Consider the following 26,487-nt stretch of genomic DNA (forward strand, 5'->3'; position numbering starts at 1 on the left):
GCGGGGTAAACCCCGCCCTACGGGCCCCGGCAGGTGTCGGTCCCGTTGAACGCTGTAGGGCGGAAAATGCTCCGCCGCACCAAATGGGAGAGAGACATGCTCGATCTGATCAACGTAAGTTATGACACCCAGATCCCCAACAACGTGGGTCTGAGCTCGGACAAGAAGGTGCTGAAGGCGCTGGAAAAATGGCACCCCGGTTATATCGACTGGTGGAACAAGCTGATCCCGCAGAACTTTCAGGAATCGATGGTCTACCTGCGCACCGCCGTCAGCGTTGACCCCAAGGGCTGGGCCAAGTTCGATTACGTGAAGATGCCGGAATACCGCTGGGGCGTGCTGTTGGCCCCGCAGGTCGAGGGCCGTGTGATCCCCTGTGGTGAACATATGGGCGAACCGGCATGGCAAGAAGTGCCGGGCGAATACCGCAACATGATGAAGCGTCTGATCGTCATTCAGGGCGACACAGAGCCGGGCTCGGTCGAGCAGCAGCGCTTTCTGGGTCTGACCGCGCCGTCGCTGTACGACATGCGCAACCTGTTTCAGGTCAACGTCGAAGAGGGCCGCCACCTTTGGGCGATGGTCTACCTGCTGCAAAAGTATTTCGGCAAGGACGGTCGCGAAGAGGCGGATGACCTGCTGATCCGCTCGTCCGGGTCCGAAGAGGCGCCGCGCATGCTGGGCGCATTCAATGAGGAAACGCCGGACTGGCTGTCGTTCTTCATGTTCACCTATTTCACCGACCGCGACGGCAAGATGCAGCTTGAGTCGCTGGCGCAATCGGGTTTTGACCCGCTGTCGCGCACCTGCCGGTTCATGCTGACCGAAGAGGCGCACCACATGTTCGTCGGCGAAACCGGCGTGGGGCGCACCATTCAGGCGACCTGCGAGGCAATGAACAAGGCGGGCATCACCGACCCCCATGACATCAACAAGATCCGCGATCTGGGTGTGATCGACCTGCCCACCATCCAGAAAAAGCTGAACCTGCACTACACCCTGTCGCTGGATCTGTTCGGTCAGGAAATCTCGACCAATGCGGCGAATGCCTTCAATGCGGGCATCAAGGGCCGCTACATGGAAAGCCGGATCGACGACGACCACCAGCTCAAGAACGACACCTACAAAGTGCTGGATCTGGAAGGTGGCGCGATTGTCGAAAAGGACGTCCCGGCGCTGACTGCGATCAACATGCGCCTGCGCGACGACTATGTCCGCGATGCCGCGGGCGGGGTGGGTCGCTGGAACAAGATCATCGAAAAGACCGGGATCGAGTTCGAGCTGAAGCTGCCGCACCAGTCCTTCAACCGCAAGATCGGCGTGTTCGCGGGTCACAACTTTGACCCCGACGGCAATCACGTCGCGGGCGAGGCGTTCGACAAGGGGTTGCCGAACTGGCTGCCGACCCATGGCGACGGCGATTTTATCCAGTCGCTGATGAAGCCCTGCTACGAGCCGGGCAAGTTCGCCAGCTGGATCGCGCCGCCGAAAGTGGGCATCGACAACAAGCCGGGCGATTTTGAGTACGTCAAACTGCACATGGCGTGACGTGGAGAGAGAGACGAATTTTCGTCGAAAATTCGTCTCTGCCACGGTCAGCGGCCAGCAGGAGGAGGAAAGGCTATGATCACCAAACGCAACGTGGGTCATGCACCGCGAGTAACCGAGGTCGCCAGGGAACTGGGTGAGACCGGCTGCTGCATTGGGTGCGAGGATTGCCGGGGCCTGTGTCAGGCCTTGATCGAGGCAATCGCCATCCCGGAGGCCGTGCTGAACCGGGGCCGCTGATGCCGGACCCTGCCCTGGTCCCGGAGCGGCGCAGATTCGTGCGCGGCGTGCCAACCGGGACGCTCGGGTCTCTTCGCGCAGCCAAAGTGGGACGGTTTTCGCTTTGCAATTCAGGGGACGGCCCGGCCCTGACCGCGACGGGATGACGTTCGGGTGGCGCTGGTCCGCCACCCTGGCCACCCCCGCGCGAGGCAATCGGATAGAAACACCGTCAGAAGATGCTGTGTTTTATTGCGAAATCGGCCTAGATCGTGCGCAGATCAAGCAGGAACAGGAACGGTGTCTCGCCTAAGATTGGTCGACCGCTCCGTTCTGGGAGGAATGACGAGATGAACAAGCCGCTGAAACAGCACCTGATCGACCCGGAAATCTGTATCCGCTGCTACACCTGCGAGATGACCTGCCCCGTGGGCGCCATCGAGCATGATGACAACAACGTCGTGGTGAATGCAGAGGCCTGCAATTTCTGCATGGATTGCATTCCGGTCTGCCCGACCGGGTCAATCGATGAATGGCGCGTGGTCGACACGCCTTATTCGCTGGAGGAACAATTCGGCTGGACCGAACTCCCCGAGCAGGGAGAGGTCAGCACGGCCGACGCGGCGGATGCGGGTGTTGAGGGTGGTGAGGATCCCGTGGCGGTCCTGTTGGCAGAGGCGCACAAAGGGGCAGGCGGCAAGGCCACGGCCCCTGCCTCGGCGGCGAAACCGACGGTAAACCTCTACAATCTCGGCAGCCCGGTCGAAGCGGTGGTGCAGGGCAACTATCGCCTGACCGCCGAGGGGTCGGATTCGGACGTGCGCCACGTCATCCTCGACTTTCAGGGCAAACCGTTCCCCGCGCTCGAAGGTCAGTCGCTGGGCATCATCGCGCCCGGAACCGACGCCGAGGGCAAGCCGCATCTGCCGCGGCTATATTCGGTGTCCAGCCCGCGCGACGGTGAGCGGGCGGGGTATCACAACGTCTCTCTGACGGTGAAGCGCGAAGAGGGCGGCCTGTGTTCGAACTACGTCTGTGACCTGAAGAAGGGCGATACCGTTCAGGTCACCGGGCCGTTTGGCGCGACCTTCCTGATGCCCAACGACCCGGACGCGCGCCTGCTGATGATCTGCACCGGCACCGGCTCTGCGCCGATGAGGGCCTTTACGATGGCGCGGCAACGGACGGTCGGCAAGAAATCCGGCGGTATGGTCATGTTTTTCGGGGCCCGCACCCCGGAATCGCTCCCGTATTTCGGTCCGTTGAACAAGGTGCCGTCCACCGTGCTGCAAAAGCATCTGGTGTTCAGCCGGATGCCGGGACAGGACAAGGAATACGTTCAGGACCGGATGCGCATCGAAGAGGACATCGTCGCAAACATGTTGCAGGACCCGGCGACCCATATCTACATCTGCGGGCTGAAAGAGATGGAGGAAGGCGTAGAGCGGGCCTTTACCAACATCGCCGAAAGCATCGGCCACCAGTGGCGCAACCTGCGCGACGTGCTGCGCGAAGAGGGCCGCTATCACGTGGAGACCTACTAGCATGGAGCCACGTCCCGACACAGCATACCGCCATGAGATTCGCGTCACATGGGGCGACTGCGATCCGGCGAGAATCGTCTACACGGCGCGAATCCCATGGTTTGCGCTGGATGCGATCAATGGCTGGTGGGTCGAGAATCTGGGCGGCGATGGCTGGTTCCAGATGGAACTGGATCGCAATGTGGGCACGCCCTTTGTCCGGTTGGAGATGGATTTTCGCGCGCCCATCACGCCCCGGCATCCGCTGATCTGTCATGTCTGGCCGGTGCGACTGGGCGAAACCTCGATCACCTTTCGGGTGGATGGCACGCAGGACGGGACGCTGTGTTTTTCCTCGCGCACGGTCAGTGTGTTCATTGACGCGGCGGCCTTTTCCAAGCGCACCCCGCCCGACGACATGCGCGCTGCGATAGAGCGGCTGTTGCCCGGCGCGGGCTGATTTCCGGTACCGGTCTGACATGCCGGAATTCCGCCCGACAGGGTGTGCCGTGGGGCTTGCGCTTGGATTTTGGCTTTGCTAAATAGCCCTACGTTCGGCGTCGGACCTTGGTGTTCAGCGCCCTGTGCCGCCTTAGCTCAGTTGGTTAGAGCGCTTGATTGTGGATCAAGAGGTCCCTGGTTCGAGACCAGGAGGTGGTACCACTCCCCCCAATTTCTTCGGTCCGGGCCACGTCACAGGGGGTGTCGCAGGGCGGCCACTCTGGAACATGTCGCGGGGCGACCTCTCTGGTCTAGGTCGGTCATCCGTCGTCCGGCGCATCCGCGTTTGACAGGTCCAGATCCTGGGTGACGTTTTCCAGCGCGTCCAGCAGATCGGCGATCCGATCCGCGCCTAGCCGCTCTTCGATTTCCTTGTAGATCCCGGCGCTTGTCTGGCCCGCTTCATGTAGCAGCGCCTTGCCCACAGCACTGATGTTCACCAGCGTGCGGCGGCGGTCTGCCGCATCCCTGTGCAGGGCGATCAGGCCCCGTGCCTCAAGAGTCTTGAGGATGCGCGTCAATGAGGGGGCCAGCACGCAGGCGGCGCGGGCCAGTTGCGTGGCGTCGATCTCGCCAGCTTCCTGCACCACCCGCAAGACGCGCCATTGCTGTTCGGTCACGTCGATCTCGCGCAGCATCGGGCGGAACCGTTCCATCACCGCCTCACGGGCGCGCAACAGGGCGATCGGCAGGGTGCGCTGCGTTTCGGACAGCGGAAAGGCGTCGGGGCGGTGTTTGGTCGGGGCCATGGATTTCTCCTGTTGACAGGCAGTCTAATATTTAACATGTTAAGTGTCAAAGGGAGGGCTGCTGGATGCCGCATCTGAGGGTGGAGTATTCTCCGGGGCTGGAGGCGATAACGTCTATACAGGCCATGTGTGATGCACTGCACGCGGCAATGGCCGCGACCGGAGTGTTTCCTTTGGCGGGCATCCGGGTCAAGGCGCATCGCTGCGCGCAGGTCTGCGTGGCCGACCGGCATCCGGACAACCACTTTGTGGCCTTGGAACTGTCGGTCGGTGCCGGGCGGCCCAAGGCGATGTTGTCCGGGGCCGGAGATGCGGTGTTCGCGGCGGCCAAGACCGCGCTGGCCCCGCTGCTGGCCCATCCGCATTTCATGCTGTCGATGGAACTGCGTGAGATCGACCCGGAGCTGAGCTGGAAAGCCAACCCAATCCATGACCGCCTGCGGGCGCAGAGTTGAGAGGACGCCATGAGTGACCTGACTGAAAACCTCGCCAAGGCCGAGACCGCGCTGGCGCGTTTCCGGCGTGAGGGCGTTCTGAACCACATCGGCGGCACGCAACGCCTGGCGGCCTCGGGGGCGACGTTCGACACGACCTCTCCGGTGGACGGTGGCGTTCTGGCGGCGGTGGCCAAAGGCGGGGTAGAGGACGTGGACGCGGCGGTCCGCGCCGCCACAGAGGCGTTTGCCGCGTGGCGTGACCTGCCCGGCAAGGACCGCCGCGCGATCCTGCACAAGGTCGCCGACGGCATCGTCGCCCGAGCCGAGGAAATCGCGCTGGTCGAAAGCATGGACACCGGGCAGGCGATCCGTTTCATGTCCAAGGCGGCCATTCGCGGGGCCGAGAATTTCCGGTTTTTCGCCGACAAGGCACCCGAGGCCCGCGACGGCCAGACCCTACACGCGCCGGGCCAGATCAACATCACCTCGCGCCGCCCCATCGGGCCGGTGGGGGTGATCACGCCGTGGAACACGCCCTTCATGCTGTCGACGTGGAAGATCGCCCCGGCGCTGGCGGCGGGCTGCACCGTGGTGCAGAAACCGGCCGAGTTTTCGCCGATGACGGCAAAACTGCTGGTCGAGATCGCCGAAGAGGCGGGTTTGCCGCCGGGGGTGCTGAACGTGGTCAACGGCATGGGAGAGGACGCAGGCAAGGCGCTGACCGAACATCCCGGCATCAAGGCGATCGCCTTTGTCGGCGAAAGCCGCACAGGCTCGATGATCATGCGGCAAGGGTCAGAGACGCTGAAACGTGTGCATTTCGAACTGGGTGGCAAGAACCCGGTGATCGTGTTCGACGATGCGGATCTGGAGAGGGCGGTCGATGCGGCGGTCTTCATGATCTACTCGCTGAACGGCGAACGCTGCACCTCTTCTTCGCGGCTGCTGGTGCAGGACACGATTTACGATGACTTTTGCGCCCGTGTGGCTGAACGGGCCGCGCGTATCAAGGTGGGGCATCCGCTGGACCCCGACACCGTGGTCGGGCCGTTGATCCATCCGGTGCATGAGAAAAAGGTGCTGGGCTATTTCGACACCGCGCGCGCAGAGGGGGCAGAGATCGCCACCGGCGGCGTCAAGGTCGGAGATGCGGGCTGTTACGTGGCCCCCACGTTGTTCACCAAGGCCACCAACGATATGGCCATCGCCCGCGAAGAAATCTTTGGTCCGGTCCTGACCGCCATCCCCTTTGCCGATGAGACAGAGGCGATGCGCATCGCCAATGACACCGACTACGGCCTGACGGCCTATCTGTGGACCAATGACCTGACCCGCGCGCTGCGCATGACCGAACGGCTGGAGGCGGGCATGATGTGGGTCAACTCGGAAAACCTGCGCCATCTGCCAGCGCCCTTCGGTGGGGTCAAAGCCAGCGGGATAGGCCGCGACGGCGGCGACTGGTCGTTCGATTTCTACATGGAGACGGTGAACGTCTGCCTTGCCACAACCGCGCATAAGATCCCCCGGCTGGGGGGCTGACCGCCGGTCCGGGCCAACCTGATCCTTGATCTGCACTGAGGAGGTGCGTGATGCCAATTCCTGACCCAAATCTATATCCGCCATTCAACATCGTGCGTCTCAGCCATGTTGAATTCGGGGTGACGGACCTTGCCGCCAGCCGCGCCTTTTATGTCGACACGCTGGGTCTTCAGGTGACGGAGGAAAGCAATGAGGTGATCTGCCTGCGCGCGCTCGAAGAGCGCGGCCATCACTGCATGGTGCTGCGCCGGGCCGACACAGCGACCGTGCGCTACCTGACCTACAAGGTCTACGCCGAAGAGGATCTGGACAAGGCGCATGACTGGTTCACGGCCGAGGGCCATCCGGTGGAGTGGGTCGAGCGGTCGCATCAGGGACGCACCCTGCGCACGCAGGACTGTTTCGGCGCACCGATGGAGTTCTATCACAAGATGGACCGCCTGCCGCCGATCCATCAGGAATACCGGCTGTATCACGGGGTCAAACCGCTGCGGATCGACCATTTCAACTGTTTCGCGCCGGACGTGGACAAGGCGGTGGCATTTTACGGGCGGCTGGGGTTCCGGGTGACCGAGTACACCGAGGATGACACCAGCAAGAAACTCTGGGCGGCGTGGATGCACCGCAAGGGCGGCGTGCATGACGTGGCCTTTACCAACGGCACCGGCCCGCGCCTGCATCACACCGCCTTCTGGGTGCCGACGCCTTTGAACATCATCGACCTGCTGGACCTGATGTCGACCACCGGCTACCTCGCGAATATCGAACGGGGGCCGGGGCGGCACGGGATTTCCAACGCGTTCTTCCTGTACATCCGCGACCCGGACGGCCACCGGATCGAGATTTATTGCAGCGATTACCAGACCGTCGATCCGGATCTGGAGCCGATCAAATGGGACCTCAAGGACCCGCAGCGCCAGACGCTCTGGGGGGCGCCCGCGCCGCAGTCGTGGTTTGAAGAAGGCTCGCTGTTCGAGGGCGTGACCCCTGTCGAGGCGGCGTTGAAGGCGACGCCCATCGTTGCACCCTAGGAGGACACATGGACTGGGATGAATTCGCCCGCTGGGGCCGCCAACTGAGCGATTACGGTGCCGAGTATCACAAGACCCTGCGCGACCGTCCGGTGCGGCCCCGCGTGTCGCCCGGTGAGATCGCGGCGCAACTGCCTGCCTCCCCACCCGAGGGCGGTGAGGGTATGAAAGCGATCCTTGAGGATTTCGAACGCATCGTGATGCCGGGCCTGACCCATTGGCAGCACCCCCGGTTCTTCGCCTATTTCCCGGCCAATGCCGCGCCGCCGTCGATGCTGGCAGAGATGCTGGTCACAATGCTCGCCCCGCAGTGCATGTTGTGGCAGACCTCTCCCGCCGCGACAGAGATGGAAGGCGTCATGCTGGACTGGCTGCGGCAGGCGGTGGGTCTGCCGGACGGCTTTCAGGGTGTGATTCAGGACTCGGCTTCCTCGGCCACGCTGGCGGCGGTTCTGGTGATGCGGGAACGGGCGCTGGGCTGGGCGGGCAACGTCAAGGGGCTGGCAGGGGGGCCGGCGGTGCGGATCTACTGTTCCGATCAGGTGCATACCTCGATTGACCGGGCGGCCTGGGTGTCCGGTGTGGGGCAGGAGAACCTTGTGAAGCTGCCCACCGTCGCGGGCGATCCTCTGCGGCCTATGGATATGGCGGCACTCAGGGCGGCGATTGCGGCGGACCGGGCGGCAGGCCATCTGCCAGCGGGGATCATCGGCGTGACCGGGGCCACCGGCATGGGTGCCTGCGACCGGCTGGGCGATCTGGCTGACGTGGCACAAGCCGAAAACCTTTATCTGCACATTGACGCGGCATGGGCCGGGGCGGGCATGATCTGTCCCGAAAACCGGGTGTTGTGGGAAGGCGTCGAGCGGTCCGACAGCATGGTGTTCAATCCGCACAAGTGGATGGGTGCGCAGTTCGATTGCTCTGCGCATTTCATCCGCGACCCGGATGCGCTGCGCCAGACGCTTGCGATCCGGCCCGAATACCTCAAGACATTGGGCGCGGAGGACGTGACCGATTACAGCGAATGGTCGATCCCGCTGGGCCGTCGCTTTCGCGCGCTGAAACTGTGGTTCCTGATCCGCTCCTACGGGCTGGAGGGGCTGCGGCAGATGATCCGCAACCACGTCGCCTGGTCGCGTGATCTGGCGACGCGGCTGGCGGCGGAACCGGATTTTGAGATCGTGACCGCGCCGGTTCTGTCGCTGTTCACCTTCCGGCACACAGGCGGTGATGCGCATAATCTGGCCCTTGTCGAGGCGATCAACGCCGACGGGCGGATCTATCTGACGCAGACCAAGGTGGACGGGCAGGTGGTGATCCGCTTTCAGGCCGGGGCCTTTGGCGCGACAGAGGCGGATGTGGCCATGGCCTTTGATGTCATAACGGAAATCGCGAGGGACCGGGCATGATGACACCGCATTTTGTGACCTACAGCCATGAAGGGCGGCTGGCCTACGGGCTGCACACCGGCGACGGCGTGATCGACCTGTCCACGGCAAATCCGCACTGGCCGACCCTGCGCGAGGTGATCGCGGCGGACGGGTTGAAAGAGATATTCATGCAGGCGGCGGGGCGACAAGCCGATCTGCCGCTCGGGGCGGTGACGCTGGAGCCGCCGATCCCCGCGCCGGAAAAGATCATCTGCGTCGGGGTGAACTTTCCCGACCGCAACGCCGAATACAAGGACGGGCAGGCGGCGGCGGGTCGGCCGTCGCTGTTCATCCGCTTTCCGCGCACCTTTGTCGGCCATGGTGCAAACCTTGTCCGTCCACCCGAAAGCCCGCAACTGGACTATGAGGGGGAAATCGCGCTGGTGATCGGCAAGGGCGGGCGGCGCATTCCGGTTGAGCACGCCTATGATCACGTCGCGGCGCTGACCCTGTGCAATGAGGGCACGATCCGCGACTGGGTGCGGCACGCCAAGTTCAACGTCACGCAGGGCAAGAACTGGGAGCGCTCCGGCGCGATTGGCCCTTGGCTAGTGCCGTTCACCAGTGCGGCGCAATTGGACGATATCGCGCTGGAATGCCGGGTGAATGGAGAGGTGCGGCAGCTAGACCGGACCTCGCGGATGATCTATGACTTCCGCTACATCATCAACTACGTCTCGACCTTTTGCACGCTGGTGCCGGGGGATGTGTTGGTTTGCGGCACGCCCACGGGGGCGGGTGCGCGGCTGGACCCGCCGGTCTGGTTGCAGCCCGGCGATGTGATCGAGGTTGAGGCAGAGGGTATCGGCATCCTGCGCAACGGGGTGGAGGACGAGGCGTGACCGAGGATGAGGTTCACGCGGCGGCCCGTGCCTTGGTGCGGGCAGAGGCAGCGGCTGAGCAGATCGGTCTGCTGTCCTTGGCGCATCCGGGCATGACCATGGCCGAGGCTTATGCGGTTCAGGCGGCCTACGTGACGGCCCGGCTGGCGGCGGGGCGGCGGCAGGTGGGGTGGAAGATCGGCCTGACCTCGCGGGCGATGCAGGACGCCCTGGGCATCGACACGCCTGACAGCGGCGTCTTGCTGGATGATATGGTGTTCGAGAGTGGCGGCGTGGTGCCCAAGGGGCGGTTCATTCAGCCTCGGGTCGAGGCGGAGATCGCTTTTGTGATGAAAGGGCCGCTGGAGGGGGCGGTGACGCGCGAGGAGGTCGTGGCCGCGACGGACCATGTCTGCGCGGCGTTGGAGATTTTGGACACGCGGATTGTGCGCAAGGATCCGGCGACGGGGACGGCGCGAAATGTCTGCGATACGATCGCCGATAATGCGGCCAATGCGGGCATCGTTTTGGGGACTCGTCACATGAATCCAAGGCTGGTGGACCTGCGCTGGGTCGGGGCGATTGTGGCCCGTGACGGTGAGGTCGAAGAGACCGGGCTGGGCGCGGGGGTGCTGAATGATCCGGTCATGGGGATCGTCTGGCTGGCCGAGAGATTGGCCCGATATGGGCAGAAAATCGAGGCCGGGCAGGTGGTCCTGTCGGGGTCTTTCATCCGGCCGGTGGAGTGTCCGGCGGGGTCGATGATCGAGGCAGATTTTGGCGATTTTGGCAGCGTTTCTATCGCCTTTGAATAGACCTGTCCACGCGTGGACAGAAGGGTGACGTCGCGTCTTCAATGGCTTGCAGAGGCGTTTTAACGAAGGCTTAGGATTTGCCACCGCGCCGCAAGCCCAGTCAGTCCGCCGTCTCGATCTGCATTTCCTGCCGCAATTTGCCCGATCCGCGGTCAAAGATCAGGATGCGGTCGTCTCCGGTGACAACGGCGTACCAGTCGCTGCCTTGGGTATAGGCGGTGGCCGTGGTGCCGTCAGGCAGGGTGATGACCTCTGGCAGCGGCGCGCGGGCGTTGCTATAGCGGTGCCAGATCAGGCCGAGGATCCCGACGATCCCGGCAATCATCACACCTGTCAGAACCGTGACCAGCACGCGCAGAAAACGCAGGCCAGCCGGTTCGGGCAAATTGTCGTCTTCGGGTTCGGGAGAGACCATGGACATCCTTCGGGTCGAAATCGCGGACAACCCGCCGCCGCGCCTTGATAAGGCGCTTGCGCGCGATGTGCCAGAGGAGGCGGCGCTGTCGCGGACCCGGCTGGCGCGGCTGATCGCAAGCGGCGCTGTCACCCGCGACGGTGTGGTGCTGACCGACCCCAAGGCCAAGGTGGCCGAGGGCGACGTGCTGGACATCGCCGTGCCACCTGCCGAGGACTATGACGTTGTGGCGCAGGACATTCCGCTGGTGGTGGTCTGGGAGGATGACGATGTGATCGTCATCGACAAACCCGCCGGAATGGTGGTGCATCCCGCACCCGGTACGCCGGACGGCACCTTGGTCAACGCGTTGCTGCATCACTTTGGCGGCAAGCTGTCCGGTGTGGGCGGCGAAAAGCGCCCCGGCATTGTCCACCGCATCGACAAGGACACCAGCGGGCTGCTGGTGGTGGCGAAATCGGACCGGGCGCATCACGGTCTGGCGGCGCAGTTCGAAAAACACACCGCGCGGCGCGCCTATCTGGCGCTGGCGCATGGGGTGCCGGAAATCGCCGACCCGCGTCTGGTGAACACGCGCGGCGTCAAACCCGGACCGGATGGCGGCGTGACCATCACCAGCGGGCTGGCCCGGCACAAGACCGAACGCCAGCGGCAGGCGGTCTATTTCGACGGGCAGGGGCGGCACGCGATCACCCATGTCAAACTGCTGGAACGGTTCGGGCAACCGGCCTGCATCAGTCTGGTGGAATGTCGGCTGGAAACTGGTCGCACCCACCAGATCCGGGTTCATATGGCCCATGCGGGCCATGCGCTGATCGGAGATCCGGTTTACGGCGGGCGGCGCAAACTGTCGGAGAAGGCGCTGGGCGCGGCCTATGCGCCTGCGCGGGGCTTTGCCCGGCAGGCCTTGCACGCCGCCGAACTGGGCTTTGACCATCCGGTGACGGGTGAGCCGCTGATGTTCAACAGCCCGCTGCCCGACGATATGGCGGATCTGTTGGCGGCGCTGCGCGCGATCTGAGGCCTTGGACAAAGGCCGTGTTGGTGGCATCCTGCGGGCTTTTCCGGGGGCGCGATTGATGAAATATCACCTGTTGTATTGTGACGACGCGGGCGACAGCCATTGGCGTGATGTGGACGTGGCGCTGACCGAGACGGAATTTGCGCCGCCCGCCCGCAGCATTCTGGTGTCAGAAGGAGAGGCCGCCAAGGCCACGCTGTTCCTGCGGCTGGAGGCCGGTTGGAATGAGCCGATCCACCCGACGCCGAAACGCCAGACCCTGATCCCGCTGGCGGGGCGTATTCGCGTCACCGCCAGCGACGGCGAGGCGCGCGACTTTGGCCCCGGCGACGTCTGGCGGATGGAGGATACGCAGGGCAAGGGCCACCATACCTGCGTGATCGGCGATGAAGATTTCGACTGCGTGGTTGTGCAGTTCGACTGAGGCATGTTTCGGGGCGGCGGTCAGATCCGCCCGGTGATCAGCAACCAGAGGCACAGCGCGCTTTCGGCAAGGATACAGACCAAATAGGCGGGCTCAAACGTTGCTGACAGGCTGGGGGCGGTCAGGCGCAGCAGGCTGCCGGTCAGGTAGACAAGACCCGCCGCCGCGATGCCAAGGGCGATGATCCGGGGGGTGTCCCCAAGGGCCAGCAGCCGGGCCATGAGCAGGCTGTTCACGCCGAACAGGATCAGGCCGATGTCATAGCCAAGCGCGTGCATCTCGGTCATGTGGACGGCCATGCGCGGCGCGTCATCCAGCAGGGCGGGGGCGCTGGCCAGCGCCATCAGGCTGGCCCCGATCAGCACCGCCTGACCAAGGCGAAAGACAAGTGCGGCGCGGGCCAAGGCAGGGGCGCGGTCCCGCAGCAGGCTGAAGAACACAAGCGCCAGCGCGATGTCGGCCAGCAGCATGATGACATCCGCCAGCAGGCTGAGCCGCAGGTGCGGCAGATGTGCGGCCATCGCGGCGGCGATCTCTTGCGGGGTGCCGTGCAGCAGCGGGCCGCGCAGGGCAAGCTCGGCCGTCAATCCGCACAGGATGATCACAAGGTACAGCGCCCCGGCGCTGCGGGTGAGGGCGGGGGATTGGGCGAGGGCAGGCATGGGGAGGCTCCGTTCCGGCGAGGGCTGACGACACCCTTATATCATGCCATAATGCTTGAATATTGGCGTATTATGCAGTACAAGTATGCAGTTCTGCATGTATTGCAGGAATATCGGAACCAAGCACGTCTTCGTGACGCTGTGACATAAAGCGTGACAGCCCGGAGGCTGGGTCATAGCTGCGGTTCAAATAGAATGCGACGGGTCCAGGACTTGAACTGAAGCGTTCAGTTACCTAACTAATGTTAAGCCCCGTAACATGCGGGTCCGAACGGAGGGACACAAACAATGTCGAACTATGCAAATTTGCCGGCACCCTCGCCGGAAGCGGGCCTGAGCCGTTACCTTCAGGAGATCCGGAAATTCCCCCTTCTGGAACCGGATCAGGAATACATGCTGGCCAAGCGCTGGGTCGAGGATGAAGACACCGAAGCGGCGCACCAGATGGTCACCTCGCACCTGCGGCTGGCGGCCAAGATCGCCATGGGCTATCGCGGTTACGGGCTGCCGCAGGCAGAGGTGATTTCCGAGGCCAATGTGGGTCTGATGCAGGCGGTCAAACGGTTCGACCCGGAAAAGGGCTTTCGCCTTGCGACCTATGCGATGTGGTGGATCCGGGCGTCGATTCAGGAATACATCCTGCGGTCGTGGTCGCTGGTCAAGCTGGGCACCACCAGCGCGCAGAAAAAGCTGTTCTTCAACCTGCGCAAGGCCAAGGCGCGCATCGGCGCGCTGGAAGAGGGCGACCTGCGCCCGGAACATGTGCAGAAGATCGCCACCGATCTGGGGGTGACCGAAACCGAAGTCATCAGCATGAACCGGCGTCTGTCGGGCGGCGATGCCTCGTTGAATGCCACCGTCGGCTCTGAAGGCGAGGGCACGATGCAATGGCAGGACTGGCTGGAGGACGAAGACGCCGATCAGGCCGGGGATTACGCCGAACGCGATGAGCTGGAGGCGCGGCGCGCCTTGCTGGCCGAGGCGATGGAGGTTCTGAACGACCGCGAAAAGGACATCCTGACCCAGCGGCGTCTGGAAGAGTCGGCGGTCACGCTGGAGGAGCTTTCGGGACAATACGACGTGTCGCGCGAACGCATCCGCCAGATCGAGGTGCGCGCGTTTGAAAAGCTGCAAAAGCGGATGCGCGAGCTGGCCAAGGATCAGGGGATGCTGGTCAGCGCCTGACACAGGGTTCGTGCGACCGCCGTTCGACAACCCCGGCCCAAGACTTCCCTCAAGTGTTCCAAGGCACGGGTTGGCCCCCATCGGTTTTCCGGTGGGGGTTTTTTCATGACCTGACGGGTGGTCAGTGGTCGCACGGCGGGCCGACCCCCGATCCGGCGACATGTCAGGCGCGCCGCCCCAGGCGCGGAGCGTCCCGCGCGGCGGCGGAGGCGGCACAAGGCGCGACAGGGGCCTGTCGGTGGCGCGGTTGCGCGGCGGGAGCCAACGGGCGTCACCCCGATCAGCCAGGTGTTGCAGGCGGGCGCGCATGAAGTAAGGTTACCGCAATCACAAAAGGATTGAGCCATGACAAACCACGTTCGCTGGGGCATTCTGGGCGCTGCGAAATTCGCGCGCGAACATATGGGACCGGCGCTGCATATGGGGCGACGCGGGCGGCTGGCCGCATTGGCAACCTCGTCGCCGGACAAGGCCGCGCCGTTTGCGGCGCTGGCACCGGGGCTGCGCGTCCATGACAGCTATGACGCGCTGTTGGCGGACCCGGAGATCGACGCGGTATATGTGCCGCTGCCCAACCATCTGCACGTGGAATGGGCGCTCAAGGCGCTGGAGGCGGGCAAAAACGTGCTGGTGGAAAAGCCGCTGGCGATGACGGCGGCAGAGTTTGACCCGGTGATCGCCAAGCGGGATGAGACCGGCCTGCTGGCGGCAGAGGCCTATATGATTGTGCATCACCCGCAGTGGCAAAAGGCCAGCCAACTGTATCAGGAAGGCGCGATCGGCAAGCTGGTGCGCGTGTCAGCCGCGTTTTCCTATGACAACCGCACCGATGGCGGCAACATCCGCAACCGGGCGGACACCGGCGGCGGCGCAGTGCCGGATATCGGTGTCTATATCTATGGCGCGACCCGCTTTGTGACCGGCGAAGAGCCGGAAGAGATCCTGTCGGCAGAGGTGGTGCGCGAAAACGGCGTGGACGTCTGGACACATATCACCGCGCGCTTTCCCTCGTACCATTACACCGGCATCGTCTCTATGCGGATGGCGCCGTGGCAAGAGGTGGTCTTTCACGGTGAGGACGGCGTGATGAAGCTGACCGCGCCGTTTAACGCAGGCGTTTACGGTGAGGCGCGGGTGCTGGTGCAATCCAAGGATCTGGTGGAGACGGCGTATCGCTTTCCCTCGGACAATCACTATGTCCATCAGGTCGAGGCGTTCAACGCCAGCGTGCTGGACAAGGTGCATTACCCCTGTCCGCTGGAGTTCAGCCGGGGCACACAGGCGATGATCGACATGGTCTGGGCCAAAGAGCAGGCAGGCTAGGGATCCAGATCGGTCACGATGACCTCTGTCAGGGTGCCATCTGCGTCGCGGGTAAGGGTGATGCCTGTCGCCTCTTGCACCGCGTCGCGGCGGATGTGGGAATAGTCGCTCTCCATGATCGGATGGTTCGGAAACCGCAGCGGGACATAGTCGCGCGCCAATTCCGGACCGTCCAGAAAGCCGGATGCAGCGGCAAAGTTGCGCGCGCCAAAGATGAAATGCGGCTGTTTTTGCTCAAAGATATAGGGGCGCAGGAACTCGGCGTTGCCCATGTTCTTGGCCACGTCGCGGTCGACCAGCCCGCCCAGATCGACAAGGCCTATGGATCGTTCATAGCTGATCGCGCCCGCGTCGTGATGCGCCAGCAGGGGGCTTTGGATGCTCATGCGTTCGGCCACCTTGGCAAAATTCTGACCGATCTCTGACACCACCGCCAAAGGCGTGGTCGGGTCGGCGTCGAACTTGTCCACCTGCGTCAGCGTGTTGGCAAACAGCGCGACAGAGGCGAGCGTGGCAAGCCAGGCCCGCGACCGCAGGGAAAACCCGTGGTCGATGGCCATGACCGCAGGCAGCACGATCAGCGGCAGCACCGGCATCAGGAACCGGTACTGTCCCATCCAGTCGCCCTTGGCCCAGACGACAAAGCCGATGTGCCCGGCCAGCGCGGCAAAGATCACCCAGCGGCGCGGCAGGCTGTCCCTTGCCCCGACCACCATGACCAGCGGCAGCATCAGGATCAGCCCGCTGTCCTGCAACCCGCCCCAGACATAGCGCCAGCCGCCGCCAAAGGGATTGACCAGCCCGGCAAAGCTGCTGGCCGAGGTCTTGGCGTGGTAGGGGTTGGGGAAGGGATCACCGAAATACTGCATCCGAAAGGCCATCAGCCCGGCAAAGGCGGCAAAGGGCAGCGCGGCAAGGATCAGGTTGCGCCAGAACCGGGTGCGCCCCTCTTCGACGCGGGTCATGTACAGCGCGGCGGTAAAGACGGCGATCACGATCAGTGGGGTTTCGGGGCGGGTCCAGACAAGGAGTGACAGCAACAGCGCCACCGGCAGCCGCCAGCGACGCAGATGGGCGGCGACCGCGATGAGCAGTAGCAGCAGCGCTTGCAGCGCGTGTTCCTGCCCCGAGGTCGCCCAGACCACCGTGGGGGCGGTGCCGATGGCCGCGACGGTCAGCACCATGGCCAGCGCGCTTTCGGTCACGCGCCAGACCCAAGTGATGCTGATCCACAGGGTCAGGACCGTCAGCCCAAGGCCGATGGTTTTGGCCGCCTGCGGGATGTCGACGCCTAGGCTGTGCGCCGCCGCAAGGGTCGCCATCCATGTGGTGCTGGAATAGCCCTCGGTCGGTGGGGTGCCGGGATGAAAGGTCAGGCCCGCGCCCTCGGCCAATGAGCGCGCGTAGGAAAAGGTGATGCCCGCGTCGTCGATCCACCAATCGGAGAGTTGCTGGGCATAGAGCAGGAAACAAGCCGTCAGTCCCGCGCCCAGCAGCCAGAGCAGCCCGGCGACGGGCTGGCCCTCCGCCCGGCGGGCGTCGATCCACAGCGCCAGGGACAGTGCGATCATCCCGGCGCCAAAGCCGCGCATCAGCCAGTCGCGCGTCTCGAACGGACCGGCGAGGTGTGAGACCCGCGCCAGCACCGCCTCTGGCATGGCAAGGGCCGCGCCGCCAAGCGCCAGCAGCAGCAGATGCGCCACGAGGGTTGGCAGGACATGGGCGGTTCGGGTCATGGCGGGTCTTCCCGGAGAGGCGTTCGGGGGGCCGGGGCCCCCTCAGCCGTGGTTAACCCGCGCCTATGGCGAAAATGGGGCGTCAGACGTCCAGCGTGACGACCACCTTGCCAGTGGATTTGCGGTTGCGCAGCAGTTCCATCCCCTCTGCCGCGCGGTCCAGCGGCAGGACGTGGCTGACGTGAGGCTTGATCCGCCCCTCGGCGTGCCACGCCATCAGTTGCGCCAGCGATCCGGTCAGCACCTCGGGGCGGAACTCCAGATAGCCGCCCCAGTACAGGCCCATGACCGACAGGTTCTTGACCAGCAGGTGATTGGCCTTGATCTGCGGCACCTCGCCGGAGGCAAAGCCGATGGTCAGGATGCGCGCCTCTGGTCGGCAGGACCGGAAGGCGGCCTGAAACTGGTCGCCGCCGACCGGGTCATAGACCACATCCGCGCCGCCAAGCGCCTTCATCTCGGCGCGGATGTCGGCGTCGGAGGCGTCGATCAGGTGGTCGGCCCCGGCGGCCTTGGCGGCGGCCAGCTTGTCCGCGCCGCGTGCGCAGGCCACAACCCGCGCGCCCATCAGCTTGCCGATCTCCACCGCCGTCAGGCCGACGCCGCCTGCTGCCCCCAGCACCAACAGCGTCTCACCCGGTTGCAGGTGCGCCCGGTGGTCCAGTGCCACATGGCTGGTGCCATAGGCGATCTGAAAGGCGGCGGCGTCGACCCAGCCCATGCTGTCGGGCAGATGCACCGCGCGGGAAGCCGGAAAACAGCCGTAGTCCGCCAGACCGCCCTTGCCGCCAAACACCGCCACCCGGTCGCCGGGTTTGAACCCCTCGACACCTTCGCCAACCGCATCGACGATTCCCGACACCTCCATCCCGAGGACAAAGGGCAGGGCGGGGGTGTCCTGATAGGTGCCGGTCTGCATCAGCAGGTCGGCGAAATTCAGTCCGCAGGCGGCGATACGCAGCCGGATTTCGCCCGAAGCGGGCTCTGGCACGGCGATCTCGCTCAGGCTAGGCGGGCTGTTGTGGTCGGTCAGATAGTAGGCGCGCATACCGGTCTCCGCTTGAGATTATGCCTTTGCCTAGCGGAGATCGCACAGGAGGCAAAGCCATCGACCATCCCGATGCCCTGCAAAAGTATCCAAAAGGATAAGGACCCTATTCAACTTTGTCGTGTTTTTGGGTTTGGTTTTCCATCAATGGGTGGTCGCGCGGCTTGATTTCGGGGACCGTTATGATGTAGCAATTCAGGGTATATACGTGCAGGATGATGCGGGTCTTTGGGGGATTGGGGTTCGGTCCCGGCTCATCTGGTCACACCCATAGTACAGGAAGACACAGATGGCGCACCCCGTGGATGTTCACGTCGGCAAACGAATCCGGCATCGCCGTTGGCTGGTCGGAATGACCCAGCAGCAACTGGCAGAACGTGTCGGTATCAAGTTCCAGCAGATCCAGAAATACGAAACCGGCGCCAATCGTGTCAGTGCCTCGCGGCTCTGGGACATTGCCGATGCTCTGGACGTGCCCGTGAGCTTTTTCTTCGAGGGAATCGAGAACGAGAATGCCGAACCGCAGAGCGGCGAAAGCGTTCCGGCGGATATCATGGGCGACAAGGAGGCACTGGATCTGGTGCGTTCCTACTACGCGATCCCGGAAAACCAGCGCCGCCGTCTGTTCGAACTGGCGCGCGTTCTCTCTGACGTGGCTTGAGCCGGTCCAGTCCCTGCTGTAGCCCGGTGACGGGCACAGGAGGGACGCATGGATCGGATCGCAGGGGATCTCGCAGTTGAGCTGATGGACACCGCCGAGGCCCTGGCCGACGCGGCGGGCAAGGTGATTCTGCCGTATTTCCGACAGCACGGGCTGGCCACCGAAAACAAGGCCGGCGGGGCCGGATTCGATCCGGTGACAGCGGCCGACCGGGCGGCGGAACGCGCCATGCGCGATCTGCTGGCGCGGCTGCGCCCAAACGACTCGATTCTGGGTGAGGAATACGGCACCAGCGCCGGGAACAGCGGCCTGACGTGGGTGCTGGACCCGATCGACGGCACCCGCGGCTTTATGTCCGGCACGCCCACTTGGGGCGTGTTGATTGCGGTCCGCGACGCGCAGGGGCCGCTATACGGCGTGATCGACCAGCCCTACACCCAAGAACGGTTTCGCGGCGGCTTTGGCCGCGCCGATTTCGCCGGGCCGCATGGCGCAGGCGCGCTGGGCACCCGAGACACCACCGGGCTGGATCAGGCGATCCTGTTCACCACCTTTCCAGAGGTCGGCACGCCCGCCGACCGCGCAGGCTTTGACCGGGTCGCGGCGCAGGCGCGGCTGGTGCGCTATGGCATGGATTGTTACGCCTATGCGCTGCTGGCGGCGGGGCAGATCGATCTGGTGATCGAGGCCGGGTTGCAGACCTATGACATCCTTGCCCCCATCGCGGTGATCGAGGCCGCAGGCGGCCTTGTCACCAACTGGGAGGGCGGCCCGGTCCATGACGGCGGGCGCGCGGTGGCCGCCGCCAACCCCCGGATTCACGCCGCCGCGCTGGACTTTTTGCGGGCAAACGGCTAGAGACGCCGCGCAGAGCGTGCGTCCTTCCCCTTTTCTGGCGCGCTGCTGTGGATCTCTCACCGAAATGGGGCCCAGTGAGAGTCTGACATGGCACAATCCGAACGTCTTATCCGCAATGCGCGCACCGTCCTGTGTATGGACGACGCGAAAACCGAACTGTCCGGCGTCGACCTGCGGCTGCGCGACGGGGTGATCGCAGAGATCGGGCAGGGGCTGACCACAAATGGCACGGTGATCGAGGCGGGCAACTGCGTGGTCACGCCGGGCCTCGTGAACACGCACCACCATCTGTATCAGACCCTGACCCGCGCGGTGCCCGGCGGGCAGGATGCGTTGTTGTTCGGCTGGCTCAAGACGCTCTACCCGATCTGGGCGCGCTTTGGCCCCGAAGAGATGTTTGTCTCAGCGCAGGTCGGGCTGGCCGAACTGGCGCTGTCGGGCTGCACCCTGACCTCTGACCATTTGTACCTCTATCCCAACGGCGCGCGGCTGGATGACACCATTGCGGCGGCGGCGGAGGTGGGGTTGCGCTTCCATCCCACGCGCGGCGCGATGAGCATTGGCGAAAGCGCCGGGGGCTTGCCGCCCGACAGTCTGGTCGAGCGTGAGGCGGCGATTCTGGAGGATTGCATCCGGGTCATCGACGGCTTTCACGATCCGCGCCCCGGCGCGATGGTGCGCGTCGGCGTCGCCCCCTGTTCGCCGTTTTCGGTCAGCCGTGATCTGATGCGCGACGCCGCCTTGCTGGCGCGCGACAAGGGGGTGATGCTGCACACCCATCTGGCCGAAAACGATGAGGATATCGCCTATTCTCTGGCGCAATTCGGTTGTCGCCCCGGCCAATACGCCGAGGATCTGGGGTGGACCGGCGATGACGTCTGGCACGCCCATTGCGTCAAGCTGGACAGCCAAGAGATCGATCTGTTCGCGCGGACCCGGACCGGCGTGGCGCATTGCCCCTGTTCCAACTGCCGTCTGGGCAGCGGAATTGCGCCGGTTCGGGCGATGCGGGACGCGGGCGTGAAGGTTGGGCTTGGCGTCGATGGATCGGCCAGCAATGATATGGCCAACCTTGTGGCCGAGGCGCGGCAGGCCATGCTGTTGCAACGGGTCACACGCGGCGCGGACGCCATGAGCGCGCGTGAGGCGCTGTGGATTGCCACGCGCGGCGGGGCCGAGGTGCTGGGCCGCGACGACTGCGGTCAGATCGCGGTGGGCAAACGGGCGGATCTGGCGCTGTGGGATGTCACTGGCGTCGAAAGCGCGGGCAGCTGGGATCCGGCGGCGCTGTTGCTGGCGGGACCGCAGCGGGTGCATGGCCTGATTGTCGAGGGACGCGAGGTGGTCAGGGCCGGGCAGGTCGTCAGTTTCGATCTGGAGGCCGCGATTGGACGCCAGACCCGTTTGGCGCGGAGGCTGGCGGAAACAGTGTAGGAGGGCACGGGATGCGGTGGTTGGCTTTGGCGCTGGTGATGGCGGCGGGGGCCGCCGGTGCCGGTGAGGAACGCGCGCTGTTGAACGGGTTGCGGGCCGAGGCGGGGCTGGCGCCGCTGTCCACCTCTGCAACGCTGGAAAAGGCGGCGCGCCGCCACGCGCGCGACATGGCGCGCCGGGGGTTCTTTGCGCACAGCGGGTCCGACGGCAGCGACGCGATGGACCGCGCCCGCCGCGCCGGCTATCGCCCCTGCCAGATCGCCGAGAACATCGCCAAGGGCCAGCGCAGCCTTGAAGAGGTGTTTGCCGACTGGATGACCTCACCCGGACACCGCCGCAACATGCTGAACGGCGGTGTCAGGGATTACGCTCTGGTGCGCGGCGACGGCAATATCTGGGTGCTTGTGCTGGGCCGCGACGGCTGTTGAGGCGTTATTCCTCGACGTCGTCCATATCGACCTGACCGGACAGCTTGCGCCGGATGATCGACCAGCTCAGGCCCACGCCCAGCACCAGCGACAGGGCAAAGATGCCGACCCATGTGGCCAGCTTGGGATTGCTGAGGTCGACCAGCCCGTAAAAGATCAGCACCCAGAGAATCGCCCCCACAAGCGCGAGGATCAGCGCCATGCCGAACAGGCCGATCGACCGCAGCGTGGCGCGCAGATAGATGATGTAGCCGATCAGCAGCACCAGCCCGAGCAGCACCACCACCGGCATCTGGCTGTCGAAATTGGCCGACGCCCAGCGGACAAAGTTCCACTGCGTCGGATTGAACGTCGCTGCGAGCAACACAAAGGCAAAGAGCCAGCGCAGAAAGAAACTCATTTTGGTGGCCTCCCGGAGTTTGGTGCCTTGCTGCCCTGACACGCCGCCCCTGTCCAGCCTCTTGCGGCGTTTTTGCGGTTTCGCAGGCGGGATTGCGCGCGTATACACACGCGGGTTTGCAACGCCGGTAAAGGGGAAATCCATGGCTAATGTGGTCGTCGTGGGCGCGCAGTGGGGTGACGAGGGCAAGGGCAAGATCGTCGACTGGCTGTCCAGCCGGGCGGATGTGATCTGCCGCTTTCAGGGGGGTCACAACGCGGGTCATACCCTTGTCGTCGATGGCAAGGTCTACAAGCTGCACGCGCTGCCCTCGGGCGTTGTCCGTCAGGGCAAGCTGTCGGTGATCGGCAATGGCGTTGTGCTGGACCCCTGGCACCTGATCGGTGAGATCGAGACGGTGCGCGCGCAGGGCGTTGAAATCACGCCGGAAACGCTGATGATCGCGGAGAACACGCCGCTGATCCTGCCGATCCACGGTGAGCTGGACCGCGCCCGCGAAGAGGCCGCCAGCAAGGGCACCAAGATCGGCACCACCGGGCGCGGCATCGGCCCCGCCTATGAGGACAAGGTGGGCCGCCGGGCGATTCGCGTCGCCGATCTGGCCGATGACGCCACGCTGGAGGCGCGGGTGGACCGCGCGTTGCAGCACCACGATCCACTGCGCCGCGGTCTGGGCATCGAGCCGGTGGACCGCGCCGCGCTGATCGCGCAACTGCGGGAAATTGCACCGAAAATCCTGCAATACGCCGGTCCGGTCTGGAAGATCCTGAACGAAAAGCGCCGCGCCGGGGATCGTATCCTGTTCGAGGGCGCGCAGGGCGCGCTGCTGGACATCGACTTTGGCACCTATCCCTTTGTCACCTCCTCCAACGTGATCGCCGGTCAGGCGGCGACCGGCACCGGCATCGGGCCGGGGGCGATCGATTTTGTGCTGGGCATCGTCAAGGCCTACACCACCCGCGTCGGTGAGGGGCCGTTCCCGTCTGAACTGGAGGATGCCGACGGCCAGCGGCTGGGCGAACGCGGCCATGAGTTCGGCACCACCACGGGCCGCAAGCGGCGCTGTGGCTGGTTCGACGCGGTTCTGGTGCGCCAGACCTGCGCGACGAGCGGCGTCAACGGCATCTCACTGACCAAGCTGGACGTGCTGGACGGGTTCGAGACGCTCAAGATCTGCGTCGCCTACGATCTGGACGGCGAGCGGCTGGACTATCTGCCCTTTGCCGCCGACGCGCAGGCGCGCTGTGTGCCGATCTACGAGGAAATGGACGGCTGGGCCGAGTCGACCGAAGGCGCGCGCAGCTGGGCCGATCTGCCCGCGGCAGCGATCAAATACGTGCGCCGGGTCGAGGAGTTGATCGGCTGTCCGGTGGCGCTGCTGTCGACCTCGCCAGAGCGTGACGACACCATTCTGGTCACCGACCCCTTCGAGGACTAAATCCGCAGGCAGGGGCGGGGCGATCCCCCCGCCGTGCCGCCAAGAGGAGCAAGAACATGGCACTCAGCTACAAGGCGCGCAAGCGGTGGTCCCTCTTTGTGCTGCTGGTGGGGTTCCCGCTGTATATCGTGCTGGCATGGGGCATCCTGAGCCGGTTGAACCTGTGGCAGTTGCCGTTGCTTGTCGAATTGGTGATCTACGTGGTCTTTGGTGTCGCGTGGATCTTGCCGCTGAAACCGATCTTCAAGGGCGTCGGCCAGCCGGACCCGGACGCCAAGGACTGACCCCCGCCGGTCTTTGACAGGCAAAAGCCCCCCGCGACATCGGTCGCGGGGGGCTTTTTCATGTGCTGTGATTCATGTGTCAGGACAGGCTCAGCCGTTGGCGGCGGGCTTGAAGCTGATCGTTTCGGCGGCAGTGAACCGGCCGCCCGAGGTCTTGCGGATCTTGCCCTCGCGCAGAAGCTGGCCAAAGCTGCGCAGCCGGTCCTCACGCGAACTGTCGGTCAGTTCCGCCTGCCGCAGGGTGGTCATCAGTTGCGGGCGCGAGAACTGATCGCGGCCCTCGACATAAGACATGTAGGCGGCGGCGGCCTCCAGCAATTCGGGCAGATCCTTGACGCCCACATCCTCGGCGAAGGCGGCAAAGCCCGTCGTGTCGCCCGCGACCATCGCGGGCGCGGGGGCCGGTTCCGTGCGGCGCACGCGGCGCGGACGGACCGGACCGCCGGTCTCTGCTGCGGGCGCGACCTCATTCGAGGCCACAACGCGCTGTTCGGCCACCAGTTTCAGCGGTGTCGGTGCCTCGGCCGGGGCCTCGGGGCGTTCGGTCGGGCGTGAGACACTTTGCGGGCGGCGCGGGCGCACCACGCTGGCCAGATCCTCGCGGTAGGGTTCCTGCTCTTCGGCGGCGTCGGCCTTTTTGCCCAGCAGGCGGTCGGCCTTGGTCGCGGCGACGGCGGCGCGCAGATGCGCAATGGCGCTGCGGCGGCGGTTGCCTTCGGGTTCGTCCATCTCATTGTCGGTCTGGTCCATCAGGCGCGAGGTGTCGTCGTCCTTGACCTCACGTTCGGTCAGCAGGGCGCGGGCCGGGCTGGCCAGTTTGACGGCCTTGCGGGCGCTGCTCTGCATCTCTTCGTCGCGGTCCTCGTCCCAGTCCGGACCGACCGACGTGTCGGCTGCGGCAATGGGGTTGTCGAGGCGCAGCGGCGCGGCATGGTCGGTGTCGTGCTCATCCGCTTCGGGATCAACGTCAGCAATGCCCGGCATGGTCGACGCAAAGGTCGGGTCCGGGTCGGCATCGTCGTCATCCCAAGCCCCGAAATCGCTGGCGAGTTCGGCCTTTACGGCGGCGAGTTCGCGGGCGAGTTCCTCTTCTTCGTCGGGCGACAGGCTGCTGGTTTCGGCCTTGGGCGCAGGTGGCGGCGGGGCGTCGTCCTCGATCTCTTCGAGGATGCCATTGTCGATGGCCTGTTCAAAGGCGGCGCGCTTGACCTTGACCACGCGGGCCCGCACGTGCGGTTGCGGGGCCTGAGGGGCCGGGTCATGGGCGGGGGCCGGTGTTTCGGCAATTTCCGCAGGCTCGGATTCGGACCGGGGCGACATGGGCCCTTCGGCGGCCCAGTTCCGGCCCAGAACGGGCGCGGCGGTGTGGTCTGTGTCCCTATGGGCGCTGTCCGTGATATCCGTCTCGTCCAGCGCGTCAAAGGCATCCAGCTCGGCGGTCTCTGGTGCGTCGTCGTCGTCATCGTCGGACTGCCCGGCGGCCAACGCCGCGACCGCAGAGACCGCAGCGGCAATCGGTGCCGACCCGGCGGGCGCATCGTCATTGCCATTGCTGGCCATCAGGCTGGCGACGGCGGCGTCCAGGGCGCTGTCTGCGGCGTCATCGTCGAAGTCGTCGTCGTCAAGGTCATCGTCGTCAAGGTCGATGTCGTCGGTCAGATCGGCGGCGTCGGCCTCGCCGCTTTCGACCACCAGTTCCCCCAGCAGCGATTCGAGCGCGTCATCCCGCGCCTCTTCCTCCGGGGTGTCGTCCTCTGGTGCCTCATCGGGCAGGGACAGCTCTTCGGGCGTTTCATCGAAAAGCGCCGCTTCGGCAAGGGGATCTTCGACGAGGGAGTCTTCGACCAGAGGCTCTTCGACAACGGGCTCTGCGACAAGCGTTTCGGCGCTCTCGACCACAGGGGCCTCGTCCGGCACATCTGTCATTTCGGGCGCCATTTCGGGCGCGTCGTCTTCGGCGTCCTCCTCGGCGGTCTGCGCAACAACGGCGCGGATGCGGTCCAGCTTGGCGGCGATATCGTCCGGAGCGGAGGCGAGCGGAGCAGGCGCCGCCTCCGGCCCGTCGGGCACCAGATGGTCCAGCACGGCCTCATGGTCGAGGTCGGACACGTCCGGCGCCAAAGTTTCCGTCAGGACGGCGGTGGCCTCGATGGTGTCGTCATCGGGCAGCAGGGCGTCCTGATCATCTGTGTGTGCGGCGGGGCTTTTCATCGCGGCGGCCATCGCCCCGGCAGAGGCGGCGGCGGCCATCACCCGTGGCGGGCTGCCCAGCGACAGCGTGCCGCCGGTGTCGGCCATCCGGTCGCGCAGGTATTCGGTGGCCAGTTCCGGGTCGAACTGCGGCGGTTCGGCACCAAAGAACCGATCCTCGCCCACAACGCCGCGAAAGAAATGCGTTGTTTCCTTGACCACTTCCATCGGATCGTCAAATCCTTCGGCGGTACAGGAGAAGGTGCCATAGGACACGGTCAGGATCTTGCTCGAACTCACCATGGTCTGCTCACTTTCATTCGTTCTGCAACAGTGTGTTTACCACGTTGACCGAGACGAAAGC

General features: G+C 64.8%; 27 protein-coding genes and 1 tRNA gene. 21 read left to right on the top strand and 7 right to left on the bottom strand.

The window, feature by feature from the left end:
• The first annotated feature begins 96 nt into the window (after window positions 1-96).
• From boxB to ACN0S5_RS05795, 5 genes are all read left to right on the top strand, one after another.
• Window positions 97-1,548 (top strand): benzoyl-CoA 2,3-epoxidase subunit BoxB, encoded by a 1,452-nt coding sequence (gene boxB / locus ACN0S5_RS05775; protein WP_417206833.1) that lies wholly within the window; start codon window positions 97-99, stop codon window positions 1,546-1,548.
• 75 nt (window positions 1,549-1,623) lie between these two features.
• Window positions 1,624-1,788 carry a hypothetical protein gene (locus ACN0S5_RS05780; protein WP_417206835.1) on the top strand — a complete coding sequence of 55 codons (165 nt, stop codon included), beginning with the start codon at window positions 1,624-1,626 and terminating at the stop codon, window positions 1,786-1,788.
• A gap of 329 nt (window positions 1,789-2,117) precedes the next feature.
• Window positions 2,118-3,311 (top strand): benzoyl-CoA 2,3-epoxidase subunit BoxA, encoded by a 1,194-nt coding sequence (gene boxA / locus ACN0S5_RS05785; protein WP_417206838.1) that lies wholly within the window; start codon window positions 2,118-2,120, stop codon window positions 3,309-3,311.
• Window position 3,312: 1 nt separating this feature from the next.
• The gene (locus ACN0S5_RS05790) at window positions 3,313-3,750 is read left to right on the top strand and encodes an acyl-CoA thioesterase (RefSeq protein WP_417206840.1); all 438 of its coding nucleotides are present in this window, start codon (window positions 3,313-3,315) and stop codon (window positions 3,748-3,750) included.
• 126 nt (window positions 3,751-3,876) lie between these two features.
• Window positions 3,877-3,953, top strand: a tRNA-His gene (locus ACN0S5_RS05795).
• A gap of 98 nt (window positions 3,954-4,051) precedes the next feature.
• Here the strand turns inward: ACN0S5_RS05795 and hpaR are convergent.
• Window positions 4,052-4,540 carry a homoprotocatechuate degradation operon regulator HpaR gene (gene hpaR / locus ACN0S5_RS05800; RefSeq protein WP_417206842.1) on the bottom strand — a complete coding sequence of 163 codons (489 nt, stop codon included), beginning with the start codon at window positions 4,538-4,540 and terminating at the stop codon, window positions 4,052-4,054.
• Between the two features lie 65 nt (window positions 4,541-4,605).
• Between hpaR and ACN0S5_RS05805 the strand changes: the two genes are divergently transcribed.
• The 6 genes from ACN0S5_RS05805 to hpaH are packed head-to-tail and all read left to right on the top strand — an operon-like array spanning window position 4,606 to window position 10,616.
• The gene (locus tag ACN0S5_RS05805) at window positions 4,606-4,995 is read left to right on the top strand and encodes a 5-carboxymethyl-2-hydroxymuconate Delta-isomerase (RefSeq protein WP_417206845.1); all 390 of its coding nucleotides are present in this window, start codon (window positions 4,606-4,608) and stop codon (window positions 4,993-4,995) included.
• A 9-nt stretch (window positions 4,996-5,004) separates the two neighbouring features.
• The gene (gene hpaE / locus ACN0S5_RS05810; RefSeq protein WP_417206846.1) at window positions 5,005-6,516 is read left to right on the top strand and encodes a 5-carboxymethyl-2-hydroxymuconate semialdehyde dehydrogenase; all 1,512 of its coding nucleotides are present in this window, start codon (window positions 5,005-5,007) and stop codon (window positions 6,514-6,516) included.
• Between the two features lie 50 nt (window positions 6,517-6,566).
• On the top strand, window positions 6,567-7,547 hold the full coding sequence (hpaD, locus tag ACN0S5_RS05815; protein ID WP_417206848.1) for a 3,4-dihydroxyphenylacetate 2,3-dioxygenase: 981 nt from the start codon (window positions 6,567-6,569) through the stop codon (window positions 7,545-7,547).
• 8 nt (window positions 7,548-7,555) lie between these two features.
• Window positions 7,556-8,959 (top strand): pyridoxal phosphate-dependent decarboxylase family protein, encoded by a 1,404-nt coding sequence (locus ACN0S5_RS05820; RefSeq protein ID WP_417206850.1) that lies wholly within the window; start codon window positions 7,556-7,558, stop codon window positions 8,957-8,959.
• Window positions 8,959-9,822, top strand: a complete 864-nt coding sequence (locus ACN0S5_RS05825; protein ID WP_417207310.1) for a fumarylacetoacetate hydrolase family protein — start codon at window positions 8,959-8,961, stop codon at window positions 9,820-9,822. The genes ACN0S5_RS05820 and ACN0S5_RS05825 overlap by 1 nt, the downstream gene beginning before the upstream one ends.
• Window positions 9,819-10,616 (top strand): 2-oxo-hept-4-ene-1,7-dioate hydratase, encoded by a 798-nt coding sequence (gene hpaH / locus ACN0S5_RS05830; RefSeq protein WP_417206852.1) that lies wholly within the window; start codon window positions 9,819-9,821, stop codon window positions 10,614-10,616. Before ACN0S5_RS05825 ends, hpaH begins: the two co-directional genes overlap by 4 nt.
• A 100-nt stretch (window positions 10,617-10,716) precedes the next feature.
• On the opposite strand, the gene ACN0S5_RS05835 is transcribed toward hpaH, so the two are convergent.
• Entirely contained in the window at window positions 10,717-11,031 is a 315-nt protein-coding gene (locus tag ACN0S5_RS05835; protein ID WP_417206854.1) for a DUF6476 family protein, read from the bottom strand.
• Here ACN0S5_RS05835 and ACN0S5_RS05840 point away from each other — a divergent pair.
• Both ACN0S5_RS05840 and ACN0S5_RS05845 read left to right on the top strand, forming a co-directional pair.
• The gene (locus ACN0S5_RS05840) at window positions 11,030-12,052 is read left to right on the top strand and encodes an RluA family pseudouridine synthase (RefSeq protein ID WP_417206857.1); all 1,023 of its coding nucleotides are present in this window, start codon (window positions 11,030-11,032) and stop codon (window positions 12,050-12,052) included. The two genes, ACN0S5_RS05835 and ACN0S5_RS05840, sit on opposite strands and share 2 nt — an antisense overlap.
• A gap of 58 nt (window positions 12,053-12,110) precedes the next feature.
• The gene (locus ACN0S5_RS05845) at window positions 12,111-12,476 is read left to right on the top strand and encodes a cupin (RefSeq protein WP_417206859.1); all 366 of its coding nucleotides are present in this window, start codon (window positions 12,111-12,113) and stop codon (window positions 12,474-12,476) included.
• A 20-nt stretch (window positions 12,477-12,496) separates the two neighbouring features.
• On the opposite strand, the gene ACN0S5_RS05850 is transcribed toward ACN0S5_RS05845, so the two are convergent.
• Window positions 12,497-13,138 (bottom strand): DUF4386 domain-containing protein, encoded by a 642-nt coding sequence (locus ACN0S5_RS05850; protein WP_417206861.1) that lies wholly within the window; start codon window positions 13,136-13,138, stop codon window positions 12,497-12,499.
• Window positions 13,139-13,426: 288 nt separating this feature from the next.
• Here ACN0S5_RS05850 and rpoH point away from each other — a divergent pair, with 288 nt between their 5' ends.
• The gene (gene rpoH, locus ACN0S5_RS05855; protein WP_417206863.1) at window positions 13,427-14,323 is read left to right on the top strand and encodes an RNA polymerase sigma factor RpoH; all 897 of its coding nucleotides are present in this window, start codon (window positions 13,427-13,429) and stop codon (window positions 14,321-14,323) included.
• A gap of 345 nt (window positions 14,324-14,668) precedes the next feature.
• The gene (locus ACN0S5_RS05860) at window positions 14,669-15,646 is read left to right on the top strand and encodes a Gfo/Idh/MocA family protein (protein ID WP_417206865.1); all 978 of its coding nucleotides are present in this window, start codon (window positions 14,669-14,671) and stop codon (window positions 15,644-15,646) included.
• Here ACN0S5_RS05860 and ACN0S5_RS05865 read toward each other — a convergent pair.
• Entirely contained in the window at window positions 15,643-17,382 is a 1,740-nt protein-coding gene (locus tag ACN0S5_RS05865; RefSeq protein WP_417206867.1) for a hypothetical protein, read from the bottom strand. The genes ACN0S5_RS05860 and ACN0S5_RS05865 overlap by 4 nt on opposite strands.
• An 82-nt stretch (window positions 17,383-17,464) precedes the next feature.
• Window positions 17,465-18,430, bottom strand: a complete 966-nt coding sequence (locus ACN0S5_RS05870) for an NADPH:quinone oxidoreductase family protein (RefSeq protein ID WP_417206869.1) — start codon at window positions 18,428-18,430, stop codon at window positions 17,465-17,467.
• A 289-nt stretch (window positions 18,431-18,719) separates the two neighbouring features.
• Between ACN0S5_RS05870 and ACN0S5_RS05875 the strand changes: the two genes are divergently transcribed.
• The 4 genes from ACN0S5_RS05875 (at window position 18,720) to ACN0S5_RS05890 (ending at window position 21,811) form a co-directional block, all read left to right on the top strand.
• The gene (locus ACN0S5_RS05875; RefSeq protein ID WP_417206871.1) at window positions 18,720-19,091 is read left to right on the top strand and encodes a helix-turn-helix domain-containing protein; all 372 of its coding nucleotides are present in this window, start codon (window positions 18,720-18,722) and stop codon (window positions 19,089-19,091) included.
• A gap of 48 nt (window positions 19,092-19,139) precedes the next feature.
• Window positions 19,140-19,949 (top strand): inositol monophosphatase family protein, encoded by an 810-nt coding sequence (locus ACN0S5_RS05880; RefSeq protein WP_417206873.1) that lies wholly within the window; start codon window positions 19,140-19,142, stop codon window positions 19,947-19,949.
• An 87-nt stretch (window positions 19,950-20,036) separates the two neighbouring features.
• Window positions 20,037-21,383: an 8-oxoguanine deaminase gene (locus tag ACN0S5_RS05885; protein ID WP_417206875.1), complete on the top strand. Its 1,347-nt coding sequence runs from the start codon at window positions 20,037-20,039 to the stop codon at window positions 21,381-21,383.
• An 11-nt stretch (window positions 21,384-21,394) separates the two neighbouring features.
• On the top strand, window positions 21,395-21,811 hold the full coding sequence (locus ACN0S5_RS05890) for a CAP domain-containing protein (RefSeq protein WP_417206878.1): 417 nt from the start codon (window positions 21,395-21,397) through the stop codon (window positions 21,809-21,811).
• Window positions 21,812-21,815: 4 nt separating this feature from the next.
• Here ACN0S5_RS05890 and ACN0S5_RS05895 read toward each other — a convergent pair whose 3' ends face one another.
• Complete coding sequence (locus ACN0S5_RS05895) at window positions 21,816-22,211, bottom strand: DUF6524 family protein (RefSeq protein ID WP_417206880.1); 396 nt, start codon at window positions 22,209-22,211, stop codon at window positions 21,816-21,818.
• Window positions 22,212-22,353: 142 nt separating this feature from the next.
• Between ACN0S5_RS05895 and ACN0S5_RS05900 the strand changes: the two genes are divergently transcribed.
• Entirely contained in the window at window positions 22,354-23,649 is a 1,296-nt protein-coding gene (locus ACN0S5_RS05900; RefSeq protein WP_417206882.1) for an adenylosuccinate synthase, read from the top strand.
• A gap of 56 nt (window positions 23,650-23,705) precedes the next feature.
• On the top strand, window positions 23,706-23,933 hold the full coding sequence (locus tag ACN0S5_RS05905; protein ID WP_417206884.1) for a DUF2842 domain-containing protein: 228 nt from the start codon (window positions 23,706-23,708) through the stop codon (window positions 23,931-23,933).
• A 90-nt stretch (window positions 23,934-24,023) separates the two neighbouring features.
• On the opposite strand, the gene ACN0S5_RS05910 is transcribed toward ACN0S5_RS05905, so the two are convergent.
• A complete protein-coding gene (locus ACN0S5_RS05910; RefSeq protein ID WP_417206885.1) occupies window positions 24,024-26,426 on the bottom strand; it encodes a hypothetical protein in 2,403 nt (800 codons plus the stop codon).
• Window positions 26,427-26,487 lie beyond the last annotated feature (61 nt).

The organism is Antarctobacter sp., from assembly GCF_048262615.1.
GTDB lineage: Bacteria > Pseudomonadota > Alphaproteobacteria > Rhodobacterales > Rhodobacteraceae > Antarctobacter.

Excerpts from the sequence above, each read along its gene's own strand:
- boxB (WP_417206833.1), top strand. The coding sequence starts at position 97 with ATGCTCGATCTGATCAACGTAAGTTATGACACCCAGATCCCCAACAAC.
- ACN0S5_RS05780 (WP_417206835.1), top strand. The coding sequence starts at position 1,624 with ATGATCACCAAACGCAACGTGGGTCATGCACCGCGAGTAACCGAGGTC.
- boxA (WP_417206838.1), top strand. The coding sequence starts at position 2,118 with ATGAACAAGCCGCTGAAACAGCACCTGATCGACCCGGAAATCTGTATC.
- ACN0S5_RS05790 (WP_417206840.1), top strand. The coding sequence starts at position 3,313 with ATGGAGCCACGTCCCGACACAGCATACCGCCATGAGATTCGCGTCACA.
- hpaR (WP_417206842.1), bottom strand. The coding sequence starts at position 4,540 with ATGGCCCCGACCAAACACCGCCCCGACGCCTTTCCGCTGTCCGAAACG.
- ACN0S5_RS05805 (WP_417206845.1), top strand. The coding sequence starts at position 4,606 with ATGCCGCATCTGAGGGTGGAGTATTCTCCGGGGCTGGAGGCGATAACG.
- hpaE (WP_417206846.1), top strand. The coding sequence starts at position 5,005 with ATGAGTGACCTGACTGAAAACCTCGCCAAGGCCGAGACCGCGCTGGCG.
- hpaD (WP_417206848.1), top strand. The coding sequence starts at position 6,567 with ATGCCAATTCCTGACCCAAATCTATATCCGCCATTCAACATCGTGCGT.
- ACN0S5_RS05820 (WP_417206850.1), top strand. The coding sequence starts at position 7,556 with ATGGACTGGGATGAATTCGCCCGCTGGGGCCGCCAACTGAGCGATTAC.
- ACN0S5_RS05825 (WP_417207310.1), top strand. The coding sequence starts at position 8,959 with ATGACACCGCATTTTGTGACCTACAGCCATGAAGGGCGGCTGGCCTAC.
- ACN0S5_RS05840 (WP_417206857.1), top strand. The coding sequence starts at position 11,030 with ATGGACATCCTTCGGGTCGAAATCGCGGACAACCCGCCGCCGCGCCTT.
- ACN0S5_RS05835 (WP_417206854.1), bottom strand. The coding sequence starts at position 11,031 with ATGGTCTCTCCCGAACCCGAAGACGACAATTTGCCCGAACCGGCTGGC.
- ACN0S5_RS05845 (WP_417206859.1), top strand. The coding sequence starts at position 12,111 with ATGAAATATCACCTGTTGTATTGTGACGACGCGGGCGACAGCCATTGG.
- ACN0S5_RS05850 (WP_417206861.1), bottom strand. The coding sequence starts at position 13,138 with ATGCCTGCCCTCGCCCAATCCCCCGCCCTCACCCGCAGCGCCGGGGCG.
- rpoH (WP_417206863.1), top strand. The coding sequence starts at position 13,427 with ATGTCGAACTATGCAAATTTGCCGGCACCCTCGCCGGAAGCGGGCCTG.
- ACN0S5_RS05860 (WP_417206865.1), top strand. The coding sequence starts at position 14,669 with ATGACAAACCACGTTCGCTGGGGCATTCTGGGCGCTGCGAAATTCGCG.
- ACN0S5_RS05865 (WP_417206867.1), bottom strand. The coding sequence starts at position 17,382 with ATGACCCGAACCGCCCATGTCCTGCCAACCCTCGTGGCGCATCTGCTG.
- ACN0S5_RS05870 (WP_417206869.1), bottom strand. The coding sequence starts at position 18,430 with ATGCGCGCCTACTATCTGACCGACCACAACAGCCCGCCTAGCCTGAGC.
- ACN0S5_RS05875 (WP_417206871.1), top strand. The coding sequence starts at position 18,720 with ATGGCGCACCCCGTGGATGTTCACGTCGGCAAACGAATCCGGCATCGC.
- ACN0S5_RS05880 (WP_417206873.1), top strand. The coding sequence starts at position 19,140 with ATGGATCGGATCGCAGGGGATCTCGCAGTTGAGCTGATGGACACCGCC.
- ACN0S5_RS05885 (WP_417206875.1), top strand. The coding sequence starts at position 20,037 with ATGGCACAATCCGAACGTCTTATCCGCAATGCGCGCACCGTCCTGTGT.
- ACN0S5_RS05890 (WP_417206878.1), top strand. The coding sequence starts at position 21,395 with ATGCGGTGGTTGGCTTTGGCGCTGGTGATGGCGGCGGGGGCCGCCGGT.
- ACN0S5_RS05895 (WP_417206880.1), bottom strand. The coding sequence starts at position 22,211 with ATGAGTTTCTTTCTGCGCTGGCTCTTTGCCTTTGTGTTGCTCGCAGCG.
- ACN0S5_RS05900 (WP_417206882.1), top strand. The coding sequence starts at position 22,354 with ATGGCTAATGTGGTCGTCGTGGGCGCGCAGTGGGGTGACGAGGGCAAG.
- ACN0S5_RS05905 (WP_417206884.1), top strand. The coding sequence starts at position 23,706 with ATGGCACTCAGCTACAAGGCGCGCAAGCGGTGGTCCCTCTTTGTGCTG.
- ACN0S5_RS05910 (WP_417206885.1), bottom strand. The coding sequence starts at position 26,426 with ATGGTGAGTTCGAGCAAGATCCTGACCGTGTCCTATGGCACCTTCTCC.